Below are 14,927 nucleotides of genomic sequence, written 5' to 3'. Positions count from 1 at the left end.
TTTTTATTTATATTGCAATTACTTACCGCAACACTGTTTGAACTTCTTACCACTTTCACAAGGACAAGGGTCGTTACGGCCAACGTCTTTAAACGGGTTCAAGCTCTTAGATTTTTTGCCTACCATCAACTCATCAGCACCAAGCGCGACTTCGTTAATCATGAGATCAAGTTGATCAACAAAATCGGCTAACGCTGGCGGAGTCTCAATACCTGCATCACGCATTTGCTGTTGCGTTTGCTCTTCATCAATCGCCAACATCATGGTGGTCAATAATGCTTGCAACATACGCTCTAGACCGTCGTTGAGCACAACATCGTGCCATTGCTCTTCAATCATTGGCCACACAGACATAAAACCTTCAGCAAAGTCTGCGAGCTGCTCTGCATCACTATTGGTCAGCGTAAGAATCGAGTACTCATTACGCAGAATGTAGTTATGCTGTTTGTGAATCTGTTCTTCAACAGCTGGCTGAATGGCTTTAAAACCTTCACCAAGTAGTGGCTCTAGCCAGCTTTCTGGTGTTAGCGGTTTTGTCATCAGGTTTGCAGCAAGTACTGCACCTTCCAAAAACAGTGAAGATTCGTCTAGCTGAACTTCACCTTTCTCAATTAATGTGTATTGCATGACATCTGGTTTCCCATGAATTTGGCGGCATTATACCCCAGAGTTAATAAGATGCTAGTTGATGTCACTCGATGCTGATGAGTCTTTTAATGACAAACTTCATTCACATCGCTACAATCGCCCTCCTTTTTACCACCAAACTGTATTAGGCAAGCTATGCGAGTTGTATTAGGCCCGATGGAAGGTGTTTTGGACCATTTGATGCGCCAAATCCTGACCGAGATAAACGACTATGATCTGTGTGTGACAGAGTTTGTTCGAGTGATCGATCAGCTGTTACCTGATCACGTATTCCATCGTCTGTGCCCTGAGCTTCTTCAAGGCTCACAAACTGCATCTGGCGTACCTGTTCACGTACAATTACTTGGTCAAGAACCAAATTGGATGGCAGAAAACGCAATCAAAGCCGCTGAGCTTGGTGCGCGCGGTATCGACCTTAACTTCGGCTGCCCGGCTCGCTTGGTGAACAAGAGTAAAGGTGGCGCGGCACTTCTTCAACATCCAGAACTGATTCATAACGTGGTAAAAGCATGTCGTGACGCTGTTCCAAACGATATTCCTGTTAGCGCTAAAATTCGTCTCGGATGGGAAAACCCTGAAGACTGTTTTGAGATTGTTGATGCCATTCAATCTGCTGGGGCAAACGAACTGACGGTCCATGCCCGTACAAAACAAGGCGGCTACAAAGCCTCTGAAATCAAGTGGGAATACATCACCCAAATCCGTGAACGCTTTGACATTCCATTAATTGCGAATGGTGAAATTTGGAACTACGAAGATGGTCAACGTTGTATCGAAACCACAGGCGTTGATTCCCTGATGGTGTGTCGCGGTGCATTCAATATTCCAAATCTGGGTAATATGGTGAAATACAATCATAAGCCAATGGTTTGGGCAGAAGTCGTCGAACTACTGATTTACTACTCTCAGTTTGAAATGAAAGGTGACAAAGGTTTGTATTATCCGAACCGCGTAAAACAGTGGTTCTCTTACTTACGCCAAGCTTACCCAGAAGCAAATGATCTGTTCCGCGAGATCCGCACGTTCAACAAAGCGGCTCCAATCGTTGAGTACATTCAGCGTTATCGTGACGAGTTGCAGTCTCGCGTCGCGTAAAAGCAAGTTAAAGCAGTTTTAAAGATCAAAAAAGGGCGATGAATTCGCCCTTTTGTTTTATCTACTACTTAGTAGCAAATCTTGTTCTTACCGGTGCTCTTTGCTTCATAGAGCTTTTCATCGGCTACTTTGAACAGTTCGTCAAAGCTTTCTAATTGAGAAGAAGACTTGAACTCGACACCGCCTGATACTGTAAAACCACCAGCAACCGCCCTTTTCGAGTTTTTACTAATCGCACTTCTTACTCGCTCCAATATACGTAGCATGCTATCGAAATCTTCATCGTAGATGGCAAGAACAAACTCTTCACCACCAAAACGCGATGCCACATCCGAATGACGAATATTGTCACGAATACACTTAGCCACAAGACGAATCGCATCATCACCGACATCATGCCCATAGGTATCATTGATCGCTTTAAAATCATCGATGTCAAAAACGGCAAGCGCGACGTGCTTCTTGGTCATTTTGTTGCGCCATACCGCTTGCATACCACGTCGATTGAGTAAACCCGTCATCGGGTCTTTCGCCGCCAACTCTTTGAAATAACGACGCTCTGTTTGAGTATTCACCAAGAATAGAGCAACGGTACTCAACACATAGATAAAGAATGCAACCGCAACGCTGTATTTCTCGAACGCCAACAGATTCTTGAATTCGCTCCACAAGTTGTATTCATAAAAAATACGGTGATTAGCGCTCAAGCGTTCGTGCTCAATAGATTTGAGTCGCATGATGTTTCTAAGCAACTCCATCATGCCAGAAATGATATGTAGTTTACCCGCTAGGTTCTCATTTGTTTTTAATAAGTCATCAACGTCAAAATCAATGGAAAGGACACCTTGGGGCCCCCCCTTTTCATAGATTGGCACGGTTAAACTCACCACTTGTCCATCATGGCGATCAAGCATAGGAGCTGAGCCAGATATGGTTACTTTCACCGTCTCTTGTGCCGTTTTTTGCCAAAACGGCCTTGCTTTGAGGGTCTGCCACAGCTCTTTAGTGAAATATTGAGCGTAGGTGTCCGGTGAAGAAATTGCATAACCGCGCTGGTCGATGTAATGAATACCGATAATGGCGATTCAATATCGTGTAAAAACGACAATGACGGCGCAAAACCCGCTTTCTTTTCTGCCAAATTAAACAGAGCGGAGCCTTGCTCACATAATTCTTTTTGACCAACAATCATGTAATCCAGTTCGACCGCAGGTAAACCTCCCGAATGTTTGTTTTCTAAGAGCAATACGTCAATGGGCCATACGTAACACATGCCATTTCTTATCATATCGTTGTGTTCTTGAAACAAAGGATGGGCTGGATTTGAATAATTAACAAAGCTGTAGTCTAAAGCGGTAAGCACTTTAATCGCTCGGTTCAGCGCACGATCAATCTGTGCATACTCCAACGTGATGTAACGATTCATCGCATCGTAATAGTTCTTCGCAGTCACGATCATAACTGCGACAAACAAAAATAGCGGGAAGAAGATGACAAACTTGAGGCTAAATCGCCTTTTATTACCCATTGAACACCATTGGCTTTTAATAATTTCAACCCTTCGAAAGTACTGACTATCGAAGGGCTATTTATAGTTTTTCACTTATGTATTCATAAAATTTAATAAATAAGGCATCAAGTGTCACTTCACTTGCCATATTTGGCAGTTCAATGCTGGGATATTGACAGAAAAATGACGTTCAGCCACCTCGACTTCACTTTTGTCTAATATTCGATGCAAGTGTGTTGCATTTAAGCCAAGTTGCCATAATGGCAGGTTAACATTTTGTTCGTATTTACTTAGGTTAAATGCCACAACTATTGTTTCTTCTTTCCACTGTCGAGCGTATACCATGACCTGTTCATCACAGTGTAGCCATTGCAAACTACCGGACTGTAGTGCCTTGTATTGCTTGCGAATTCTAATCCATTCACGATACAAAGGTAGCCACTCAGACTCGGTAACCTGATCCCACGGGAAGCAACGGCGGTTGTCAGGATCAAGCCCACCTTCCAATCCCACTTCACTCCCGTAATACAGGCAAGGCGTACCGATGTAAGTCATGAGTAAAGCCAGTGCGATTCGCATTTTTTCGTTATCGCCGTCTAAAAGCGTCAGAAAACGGGCGGTATCATGACTATCTAACTGATTAAGCTGAGACAATTGGTTTGCAAATGGGACTTTGGCTCGCGCCTCATCCATCCACTCTTTAAAATCTAAAGCATCGATGTCAATCGGGTCATACATGATGTCTTGCTTAGCAATCAGAGCACGAACTGGATGAGCAAAGCCGTAGTAGTTCATTGCGCCATCTTCTTGCCCACCTTGTAACCATTGTGTCGCCTCAAAGAAATGTTCACCTAACACATAAGCATTAGGGTTGATCGCTTTGGTTGCTTTGCGGAACGCTTCCACATAATGCGCATTGTTCTTTGCACCATCGCCTTCACCCAACATGTGAATAACGTCAAAGCGCCAACCATCGACAGAATATGGTGGTTTGAGCCAGTGTTTAATCACCGCCTCTTCACCTTGGTAGATGTGATCGCGAACTTGCTCGTTCTCAAAGTTCAGCACCAGCAAATTGCCAATGCCTTTCCAGCCAATGTAATTGTTGGTTTGTCCCTCGAAGAAGTAATAGTCGCGAAAGTCCGAGTCCGAATTGCCATAAGCCCCCTGACCTTCTTGTTTAATATCGAACCATGGATGATGAACGGACGTGTGGTTAAATACAGCATCCAAGACAATCTTCATCTGCTTCCCACGAATTTGCTCACACAGCTGCGCAAACTGTTCGTTAGTGCCAAACATAGGATCAATATTAAGGTAGTCTTTCGTATCGTACTTATGATTGCTTGGCGCCGTGAAAATAGGATTGAAATACAACGCCGTCACGCCTAAGTCATCTAAGTAATCGAGTTTCTCTTCAACGCCTTTCAAATCACCGCCGAAGAACTCGCGCGCACCTGTATTTTGATGAGAACCTACCGCCTCTCCCCAAGATTTCACCATGGTATCTGGGTCGTATTGCGCGTAAGCATTTCGAATCGCTTGCTCATCTTGGCTAGCAGCAAAACGATCTGGGAAGATCTGATAGAAGACCTGCTCTTGAACCCAGCTTGGCGGCTGAGACTGCGTGTTCAGCTTAAAGTGGAATTCTTTCGGTGGCATCCGTTTATGCACACCTCTGCCATCTAACCAAAGTTGCTGATTGCCTTTGATGAGTTTGAATACGTAATGAGTGACATCACGATCTCGGTTCGCCGCGAACTGTGCTTGCCATAGTTGAAGTTCACCAGCCTTGCCGCAAGGTAGCATTTCAATCAGATATTCTTCGTTGTCAGGTTCACAGCGTACGTGCACGCTATCAAACTTAACGTTTTCAGTTTTCAGTTTTCAGAGTGACGGTCAGCAGTTCACCATCAAATACAAGGCCATCTTCAGTCTGGCTATGGAAGATAAATGGAAGGGTCATGGTAAGTGCTCTTAGTATTGGAATATTCCACTATTTTAATAAAGAGTATTTACCGAAAAATCCTCCTTTCGACATTGCCTTAAATGCAATTTTCTCAAGGAGGATCACGTTTGGTAGGCGTAGTTTCGCTCTTTCTTTAAGTTAACTCAGCAACAAGCTGTCATCTGCCAGCTCTTCACCACGCACTTTAGAGAACATTTCTAGTAAGTCTGGGACTTGCATATTGGCACGTTGCTCACCTGCGACATCAAGAACAATCTCACCTTGGTGCAGCATGACCGTTCTGTCACCGCAAGCCAGCGCGTCTTTCATTGAGTGCGTCACCATCATAACTGTGAGGTTGAACTCGCTGACGATACGCTTGGTTAGATCGATAACAAAAGCCGCCATGCGCGGATCTAACGCAGCAGTATGCTCGTCTAACAACAACAGCTTACTGTCTGATAGTGTTGCCATGACCAAACTGACCGCTTGTCGTTGTCCGCCGGAGAGCAATCCAATACTGTCCCCCAAGCGATCCTCAAGCCCTAAGCCAAGAATGCTAATGCGCTCTTGGAAAAGCTTGCGACGTTGAGAAGAGAGCGCCATTCCCCAACCACGACGCTTACCCCGCATGTAAGCTAACGCCATGTTTTCTTCAATGGACAAATCCCCACAAGTACCCGCTAATGGGTCTTGAAATACACGAGCACATTGAGTCGCTCGTTGCGCCACGGTTTTCCGGGTTACGTCTTGCCCATCAATGATCACCTGACCGCCAATCATCGGGGTTTCCCCTGTCACCGCCCCGAGCAAGGTCGATTTCCCTGCGCCGTTGGAGCCAATGACGGTGAGAAACTGATGTTCGGGTACTTCTAACGAGACACCTTTCAAGGCTCTGTTTTCCAAAATGGTTCCAGGATTAAAGGTCACTTGGATGTTGTTTAATTCAATCATAGCGCCTCCTCCGAACCATTTTTTGATGCGGCTTGTTTCGCACTGGTCGCGCGTTGTTTTGCTTTCATTCTCTGTTTCAGTTTTGGCGCAATCAACGCCACTGCAACGAGCACAGCCGTCACTAAGTTTAAGTCCGATGCTTGTAGACCAAACATGCCGGAGCTCAACGCAAAGGCAACAGCCAGACGGTAAAGCACTGAGCCGATTATTACCGCACAAACTGCAACCCAGATTTTGCGCCCTGGTATCAGAGTTTGGCCGAGGATCACTGCAGCTAAACCAACTACGATTGTACCCACACCAGAAGTGACATCAGCAAAGCTGTTGGTTTGAGCAAATAGAGCACCAGCAAAACCAACAAAACCATTAGAAAGCGCGAGGCCAAAGTAAGTGTAAAAAGCGGTACTTGCTCCTTGTGCGGCCACCATTCGAGCGTTCACACCCGTCGCTCTTAGCCCTAAACCAAAGTCACTGTTAAGGAGACGTACGACAAACAAAGCAGAGAGCAAGACTAGTACACCGACAACTAACGGCCGGATGTACATAGAATCTCCCATGGCTTCAAACGGAGTAAGAATGGTGTCTTCCCCTAGCAGGGCCATATTGGGCTTACCCATGATGCGAATATTGATAGAGAACGCCGCAATCATGGTAAGAATAGAAGCCAATAGGTGGAGAATGCCGCATCGAACTGCAAGAAAAGCGGTCACCCACCCAGTCATCCCACCAGCAATCACAGCCATTCCGGTTGCGATCCAAGGGTTGATGCCGGCGACGATTGCAGTCGCAGCAACGGCGGCTCCCATAGGGAAACTGCCGTCGACACTTAAATCAGGAAAATCAAGAACACGAAACGTAAGGTAAACGCCCAAAGCCACTAAGCCGTAAATGAGGCCAATTTCGAGCGCACCAAAAAAAGCAAATGCAGACATAACTGCTCCTTTCTGCACAAATCAGGTCGGCATTACACCGACCTGAACGTCACTCTTACTGCATGCTGGTCGCACGTTTTACAACTGAACTTGGTAACTGGATACCAAGCTTGGTGGCCGCTCCTTCATTGACAACAAGGTCTGAGCCCGTTGCGACTTTTACGTCTAGCTTACCCGGCTCTTGTCCCTCCAAAATTGCCGCGACATACTCAGCAGTTTGAACCCCCACTTGGTAGTAATCAAAGCCTAAGCTTGCGATCGCACCTTTTTCTACATAAGACGTCGCGCCACCAAATACTGGTTTCTTAGCTTGGTTTGCAGCCACGATCATGCCCTCTATCGCACTGGCTACCGTGTTGTCTGTCGGTGCGTAAATCACATCTGATTTAGCAGCAATGGCTTGGGTCGCGGATTGAACATCAGCGCTTTTCAGAGCCGTCGCTTCAACCACTTTAAGTCCATTTGCTTCAGCACTCTCTTTTAAAAGTTGTGCCAAAGTTACTGCATTGGCTTCACCAGGGTTGTAAACCACGCCAATGGATTTCGCTTGTGGCAAGATCTCTTGAATCAAAGCAACATGTTGAGCAACCGGAGACAAATCAGACAGACCCGTTACGTTTTTGCCCGGCTGATGCATGGATTTCACAAGCTTTGCGCCCACCGGATCCGTTACCGCAGTAAACACTACAGGAATAGAACGCGTTGCGGACACCAAAGTTTGAGCCGATGGTGTGGCAATACCCACTAGCACATCAGGACTCTCCCCCACATACTGACGCGCAATCTGTACGGCAATTGCTGGGTTACCTTGTGCGGTTTTGTAGTCAAATTCTAGGTTCTTCCCTTGCTCATATCCTTTCGCTTTCAAGCCATCTAGTAAGCCTTGGCGAGTCGCGTCGAGCGCTGGGTGCTCCACGATTTGTGAAACAGCAACCGTCGCAGTGTTAGCAAGCACATTAGCTGAGGAAAAAACCGTGGTCGCGGCAAGAATAGCAGTGGCGAGTAAACGTTTCGTTTTCATCATGACTCCTTGATGTATCTTCGTCCTTGAACTGAAAGCCTCATCGAAAATGAATGCTCAACAGAAATAATGCGGAAGATGGGATGTTGTGTTTATTGCTGCGCACTTTTTGTGCATCTAACTGTCATTATTAACGCTAAGTGTTGGGAAAGAAAAGCAAGATTTAACAACGAAGTAACATTTGTGATCTCGCAATCGGTACGAGAGGCGGTTATTGCAAACTAAGATAAGGGCGAAAAGTCATGTTGTAGGCATAAAAAATGGAGTGGCTAGAAAGCACACTCCATTTCAATGAGTTAATTGTAGATTTGAGGAGTTAGAACCAACGCTCTAATGCAGTCTTATCCAACTGGCGGAATGCTCGGTTTAGGATCACCGCAAGTTCTTTGTATCTTGGACGAGCTTTTGCTGGCTCTAGTGCGAATCCTGACTCTGTGATTTTTTGGTGCAGCTCGCGATACCAAGAGGCCAACGCTGGTGGCAATTTGGTGTTGGAACGACTGCCCAACCACCACATACCTTGCAGCGGCATGCTGATTGCGAACAGTGCAACTACGATCGCTTGAGGAAGTGCGTCATAGTTATTAAATGCCATTTGAGTGAGCACACCGATCGCGGCGACCGCTGGCATCACTTTAATGCCAAAGCGCGTTGCTTTAATAATGCGTTGTTCGGGAAAAATGGCGTTCAGCTCTTTACGAACCGGCCAGATCTCCATGTAACTTTGGCCGTCTTTCAGGCTATGGATCAATCCGACTTGTTTGCTCATACCGCTCTCTCACTAAAAAATAGTTGAACATTTCAACTGAAGGCGCAAAAAATTGATGAAAGTTAATATTCTTTCAAAATTTTTTTGTTATCATTGCCTATTATCGCTATCCTTTGCAGACCCTCAATCTCATTGTTGCTGTTATTTACAATTTAAGCAACTCCGAGATTTTATTCTGCACGGATCGCTTCATAGTGGTGGATGGGTTCATCACTATTCATTTATACGGAATTAGAACAATTTTTGACCAAGATTAGTGCGCACCCTTGGCGGTATCGTCTATTCTTGTGATTAATTTTTCATCCTTTAACTGATTTTGATCAGACGAATAACAGGTAGTCACACATGTCTAAGCTAGTTTTAGTTTTAAACTGCGGTAGTTCTTCTCTTAAATTTGCTGTTGTTGATGCAGAAACAGGTGCAGAGCACCTATCAGGTCTTGCTGAATGTCTTCACCTTCCTGAAGCACGTATCAAGTGGAAACTTGACGGTAAACACGAAGCTCAACTAGGTAACGGTGCAGCACACGAAGAAGCACTAGCGTTCATGGTTGAAACTATTCTTGCTTCTAAGCCAGAGCTTAAAGCTAACCTAGGCGCTATCGGTCACCGTATCGTACACGGTGGTGAGCAGTTCACTCAATCTGCACTAATCACTGATGACGTACTAAAAGGTATTCAAGACGCTGCGACTTTCGCACCGCTTCACAACCCAGCGCACATCATCGGTATCGAAGCTGCTAAGCACAACTTCCCAGAGCTTCAAAACGTTGCTGTATTCGACACTGCGTTCCACCAAACTATGCCTGAAGAGTCTTTCCTATACGCTCTTCCATACAAACTATACAAAGAGCACGGTATCCGTCGTTACGGCATGCACGGTACTTCACACCTATTCATCACTCGTGAAGTTGCAGGCCTACTAAACAAGCCAGTTGAAGAAGTAAACATCATCAACTGTCACCTAGGTAACGGCGCTTCTGTTTGTGCAATCAAGAACGGTAAATCTGTAGACACTTCTATGGGTCTTACTCCTCTTGAAGGTCTAGTAATGGGTACTCGTTGTGGTGATATCGACCCAGCTATCGTATTCCACCTACACGACGCTCTAGGTTACTCTGTTGAAGAAATCAACAACATGCTAACTAAAGAGTCTGGTCTTGCTGGTCTAACTGAAGTGACTTCTGACTGTCGTTTCGTTGAAGACAACTACGGTGAGAAAGAAGAAGCAACTCGTGCAATGGACGTGTTCTGTCACCGTCTAGCTAAGTACGTAGCTGGTTACACTGCTTCTATGGAAGGTCGTCTAGACGCAATCACTTTCACTGGCGGTATCGGCGAAAACTCTGGTCCTATCCGTGAAATGGTTCTAAACCGTCTAGGTATCTTCGGTATCGAAGTTGATGGTGAAGCTAACCTTAAAGCACGTTTCGGCGGCGAAGGTACTATCACTACAGCTAACAGCCGTATCCCTGCAATGGTTATCTCTACTAACGAAGAGCTAGTAATTGCTGAAGACACTGCACGCCTAGCAGGTCTTTAATAGATTTAACTGGCTAGCCACTCGGCTAGCCAGTTTTTCTTCCAAAAGAATTTCTTAGGGGCTTAACTCCTATTCTCTGAATTATTCATGGAATAAGAGTTGAGCTTTTATCCCCCAATAGCTAAAGGTACTCTACGAATGTCTCGTACTATTATGCTTATCCCTGCAAGTGCTGGTGTTGGTCTAACTAGCGTAAGCATGGGTGTTCTTCGCGCAATGGAGCGCAAAGGCGTTAAGGTTTCTTTCTACAAACCAATTTCACAGCCACGTTCTGGCGGTGATCAACCTGATCTAACTTCAACTATCGTTGGTTACAACAGCGATATGAAGATCGGTCAACCACTAGCGATGTCTGTTGCTGAAAGCCTAATCGGTAACGACAACATGGACGAGCTGCTAGAAACTGTTGTTGAGCGTTACAACCAAATCAACAAAGATGCAGACGTAACGCTTATCGAAGGTCTAGTACCAACTCGTAAGCACCCATTCGCTAACCAAGTGAACGCGGAAATCGCAGCAACTCTAGGTGCGGAAATCGTTCTTGTTGCTACTCCTGGTACCGATAACCCAGCTCAACTTAAAGAGCGCATCGAAGTAGCATGTTCTAACTTCGGTGGTACTAAGAACAAGAACATCTCTGGCGTAATCATCAACAAGCTAAACGCACCTGTTGACGAAGCTGGCCGTACTCGCCCTGACCTATCTGAAATCTTTGACGATGCAGACAGCGCGAAGCAAAACGAAATGAAAGTGATGGAAATCTTCAACACTTCTCCAATTCGTGTACTAGGTTGCGTGCCATGGAGCATCGACCTGATCGCTACTCGTGCAATCGATATGGCTCAGCACCTAAACGCTGACATCATCAACGAAGGTGACATTGCGACTCGTCGTATCAAGAGCATCACTTTCTGTGCACGTTCTCTGCCAAACATGATTGAGCACTTCAAACCAGGTTCTCTACTTGTTACTTCAGCAGACCGTCCAGACGTAATCGTTGCAGCAGCACTTGCAGCAATGAACGGTGTTGATATCGGTGCGGTTCTATTGACTGGCGGTTACGACATCCCTGAAGAGATCACTGGTCTTTGTAAGCCAGCGTTCGAAACTGGTCTACCGATCTTCAAAGCACAAGGTAACACTTGGCAGACTTCTCTAAACCTACAGAGCTTCTCTATCGAAGTTCCTGCAGACGATAAAGAGCGTATCGAGTTCATCAACGAGCACGTTGCTGGTCACATCGACGGTAACTGGATCGAGTCTATGACTGAAGGCACTCAGAAGTCTCGTCGTCTAAGCCCACCAGCATTCCGTTACCAGCTAACTGAGTTCGCTCGTAAAGCCGGCAAGCGTATCGTTCTTCCTGAAGGTGATGAGCCACGTACAGTTAAAGCTGCGGCTATCTGTGCTGAGCGCGGCATCGCAGAGTGTGTGCTTCTAGGTAACCCAGACGAAATCCGTCGCGTTGCAGCACAACAAGGTGTTGAGCTAGGTGCTGGCGTAACTATCATCAACTCTGATGAAGTTCGTGAAAACTACGTTGCTCGTCTAGTTGAGCTACGTGGTGCTAAAGGTATGACTGAAGTTGTTGCTCGTGAGAAGCTACAAGATTCAGTATTCCTAGGCACAATGATGCTTGAGAACGACGAAGTAGACGGTCTAGTTTCTGGTGCGGTTCACACCACAGCAAACACTATCGTTCCTCCGTTCCAAATCATCAAGACTGCACCTGATGCGTCTATCGTATCTTCTGTATTCTTCATGCTGCTACCTGACCAAGTATTGGTTTACGGTGACTGTGCGATCAACCCAGATCCAACAGCTGAACAGCTTGCTGAAATCGCTATCCAATCTGCTGATTCTGCAGCGGCATTCGGTATCGACCCTCGCGTTGCTATGATCTCTTACTCTACTGGTGAATCTGGTAAGGGTGCAGACGTAGATAAAGTACGTGAAGCAACTAAGATTGCTCAAGAGAAACGCCCAGATCTAGTGATCGACGGTCCTCTACAGTACGACGCAGCAATCATGGAAAACGTGGCAGCTTCTAAAGCGCCTAACTCTCCAGTAGCAGGTAAAGCAACAGTATTCGTATTCCCAGACCTAAACACTGGTAACACGACTTACAAAGCGGTACAACGTTCAGCTGACCTAGTATCTATCGGTCCAATGCTGCAAGGTATGCGCAAGCCTGTAAACGATCTTTCTCGCGGTGCACTAGTAGACGATATCGTGTACACAGTTGCTCTAACTGCGATTCAGGCAGATCAAGCTGACCAAGCAAAAGAAAAAGCAGTTAACTAATTAACCGCACCTTTTCTGAATGAAAAAACCTCGCCACGGCGAGGTTTTTTATTTCTTGTTGCTAGACAAGAATCGGGTCCATTGGACGGTTTAATTGATACTGCACGTTCAAATTCGTATTACTCGAGCCAATATCCCTATACTTCCAACGAACACCTTCATTGAGCTGGCGAGCAACGACGGACTCTACGGTAAGCAAGTTATCATTTTCTATGATGAGCCTATCGCTATCACTACCACTTGAGGCTGCGCGATAGTGCGTCATGAACCAATCTCGTTTCAACATGTATTGACGCGCGTGACCAAACTCATGAATAAGTCCAACTGCTGGTGACTGCGTCCCTCTAGATACATTTTTGTTTGGCACACGACTGCGCCCGACGGGTTTGTTGCGCTTAATGTCGTTTACATTCAAGCTATCAAAAGGATTCCAAGTCACTAAACTGCCGCGAACATTGCAGCCTGCTTGTTTTACGATTTCTGCAGGAAAAAAGCTGCTGGTTGTGTCAGTTGTACAAAGCAACGTGACCTCTTCGCCTCCCGAAAGAAAATCTAATAGTGCTGCCGCCGCACTAGATTGGCGTAAATAGGCCACAGCGTCGTTATATTTAGTAATAGGTTGTTCCACGGTTTTCCATTTAAAGCCCGTACCTTCGACCACTCCTGGAAATACAGTAATCATATCGTTTCTTCCTTGTTCAGATTCCTAGCGCTTAGCACGAAAGCTCAGCACTTGGTGAATCAGTATAGAAAAAGGAATGAGTTTTACTTGATTGATAATTACAGATTGGAACCTAGCTCGCGACCTAATAAATTGTTTTTGCATCAGACGGTTATTTGTTCTAAAGCGCCAAATAGACAAGCCCACCCAAACAAACCGCACTCAACATGGGTGGAACAACCTTAGCCCACAGTTGACGAGCGCCTATCATAAGTACCATCCCCATCTTAACAATGGTATTCACTGAAGCCGCGATAAATATCCCGAGCACAGCAACATCTATCGCCAAAGACTGAGTACTTTGACGCCCTAAAGTCAGTGAAATGGCGTCAACATCCGTAATCCCTGACACCGCAGATAGAACTAAGATACCTGCACTACCAAACCAATCTGAAAGTGCATGAGATAACAACATAATGATCGCCAACACAACACCAAAGAACAGTGCTGATTGAAGCGCCAACGGGTTAGTCTGTTTGTTTGATTGCTCTATCTTCTCGACTTCACTTCGACGCCATATCCACCAAGCCGGCAAATAAAGTGCAATCATCATGACTAAGACAATCGGCCATAACAAACTCACTAATTGAGGATTGAGAACAGATAGGACAATCAACAAGCGAGGAAACATAGTGCCGCAACTCAATAAGATTCCGCTTGCCAGCAGAGGACTGATGCCTTCCTGCTCACGTGAAAGATGAGAGAACTGCAACGTCAGTGCGGTAGAAGAACTTAATCCAGCAAAGACAGACGTAAACAATATGCCCCGCTTCGCTCCGCCGATCTTAATCGCGAAATAACCGACAAATGAAATACTCGCGATCAGTACCACCATCCACCAAATCTCATATGGATTCAGCGCCTTCCAAGGACCGTAAGCTTGGTTGGGTAAAAGGGGCAATAAAACGATGGAAATAAGCAGAAGACGTAAAGCCGCATCAAGCTCGTACTCTTGAAGGCGCTGCAAAGCCTGATGAAGCTCTTTCTTGTTATCCAGCACGACAGCTGTGATGACTGCCGCAGCAGCAGCAAGCACCGCCTCACCAGAAACAGCCAGACTGCCAAGTACAAAGGTGATCACCAAACTGACCACACCGGTGATGCTGATGTCCTCACTCTTTTTTTGCTGAATAACAAACGCAATACAAGCGAGAATCACCAAAGCAATAAGAGCAAAGCCGAGTAGCAAAGGCGTATACAGATTGGCAAGAATCCCAACCAAGCCACCAAGCAAACCGACTAAAGAAAAGGTGCGGATACCTGCAATGCGACTGCCTTCGACGCTGTTACGCATCACCCAGCCACGTTGGGTTCCCACAATCGCTCCCAAAAGCAGAGCAACAAACAGATTCCAAATTAGATGCTCGCCACTGACAAACTCATTGATATCCATACCCCACCTCAGTCAAAGATCGGTTGTTATATCATCAGTTTATGTGATCGGTAGGAAGAAGCTGTGATGGTGAGAAGATATTGAGAAAAA

Annotated in this window: 10 protein-coding genes and 2 pseudogenes; 3 read left to right on the top strand and 9 right to left on the bottom strand. The window is 45.8% G+C overall.

Translation table 11 applies throughout. The features are described 5' to 3' along the window. Positions 1-18: 18 nt before the first annotated feature. Positions 19-627 carry an SEC-C metal-binding domain-containing protein gene (locus H735_RS01985; RefSeq protein ID WP_020196383.1) on the bottom strand — a complete coding sequence of 203 codons (609 nt, stop codon included), beginning with the start codon at positions 625-627 and terminating at the stop codon, positions 19-21. A 156-nt stretch (positions 628-783) separates the two neighbouring features. Between H735_RS01985 and dusC the strand changes: the two genes are divergently transcribed. Further along, on the top strand, positions 784-1,743 hold the full coding sequence (dusC, locus tag H735_RS01980; protein ID WP_020196382.1) for a tRNA dihydrouridine(16) synthase DusC: 960 nt from the start codon (positions 784-786) through the stop codon (positions 1,741-1,743). A 68-nt stretch (positions 1,744-1,811) separates the two neighbouring features. Here dusC and H735_RS01975 read toward each other — a convergent pair. From H735_RS01975 to yfbV, 6 genes and pseudogenes are all read right to left on the bottom strand, one after another. Further along, positions 1,812-3,271 (bottom strand): annotated as a pseudogene (locus H735_RS01975) (diguanylate cyclase). A gap of 114 nt (positions 3,272-3,385) precedes the next feature. Beyond that, a pseudogene (malZ, locus tag H735_RS01970) lies at positions 3,386-5,219 on the bottom strand (maltodextrin glucosidase). Positions 5,220-5,360: 141 nt separating this feature from the next. Further along, complete coding sequence (locus H735_RS01965) at positions 5,361-6,155, bottom strand: ABC transporter ATP-binding protein (RefSeq protein WP_009707269.1); 795 nt, start codon at positions 6,153-6,155, stop codon at positions 5,361-5,363. Beyond that, entirely contained in the window at positions 6,152-7,087 is a 936-nt protein-coding gene (locus H735_RS01960; RefSeq protein WP_020196380.1) for an ABC transporter permease, read from the bottom strand. The genes H735_RS01965 and H735_RS01960 overlap by 4 nt, the downstream gene beginning before the upstream one ends. A 55-nt stretch (positions 7,088-7,142) precedes the next feature. Continuing rightward, entirely contained in the window at positions 7,143-8,108 is a 966-nt protein-coding gene (locus H735_RS01955) for an ABC transporter substrate-binding protein (RefSeq protein WP_020196379.1), read from the bottom strand. Between the two features lie 316 nt (positions 8,109-8,424). After that, positions 8,425-8,877 carry a terminus macrodomain insulation protein YfbV gene (gene yfbV / locus H735_RS01950; RefSeq protein ID WP_005439638.1) on the bottom strand — a complete coding sequence of 151 codons (453 nt, stop codon included), beginning with the start codon at positions 8,875-8,877 and terminating at the stop codon, positions 8,425-8,427. Between the two features lie 345 nt (positions 8,878-9,222). Here yfbV and H735_RS01945 point away from each other — a divergent pair, with 345 nt between their 5' ends. Both H735_RS01945 and pta read left to right on the top strand, forming a co-directional pair. Then, on the top strand, positions 9,223-10,419 hold the full coding sequence (locus tag H735_RS01945) for an acetate kinase (RefSeq protein WP_005439639.1): 1,197 nt from the start codon (positions 9,223-9,225) through the stop codon (positions 10,417-10,419). A 138-nt stretch (positions 10,420-10,557) separates the two neighbouring features. Further along, positions 10,558-12,723, top strand: coding sequence for a phosphate acetyltransferase (gene pta, locus H735_RS01940; RefSeq protein WP_005439640.1), 2,166 nt, complete (start codon positions 10,558-10,560; stop codon positions 12,721-12,723). Positions 12,724-12,784: 61 nt separating this feature from the next. Here the strand turns inward: pta and H735_RS01935 are convergent, their stop codons facing one another. Further along, positions 12,785-13,405, bottom strand: a complete 621-nt coding sequence (locus H735_RS01935; RefSeq protein ID WP_020196378.1) for a hypothetical protein — start codon at positions 13,403-13,405, stop codon at positions 12,785-12,787. Positions 13,406-13,565: 160 nt separating this feature from the next. Next, positions 13,566-14,837, bottom strand: a complete 1,272-nt coding sequence (locus H735_RS01930; RefSeq protein ID WP_020196377.1) for an MgtC/SapB family protein — start codon at positions 14,835-14,837, stop codon at positions 13,566-13,568. Positions 14,838-14,927: the final 90 nt, after the last annotated feature.

Origin of the sequence: Vibrio owensii CAIM 1854 = LMG 25443 (assembly GCF_000817815.1) — a bacterium.
GTDB classification, from domain to species: domain Bacteria; phylum Pseudomonadota; class Gammaproteobacteria; order Enterobacterales; family Vibrionaceae; genus Vibrio; species Vibrio owensii.
The sequence above is the reverse complement of the archived record's forward strand: the minus strand, read 5'-3'. Positions and strand labels throughout refer to the sequence as shown.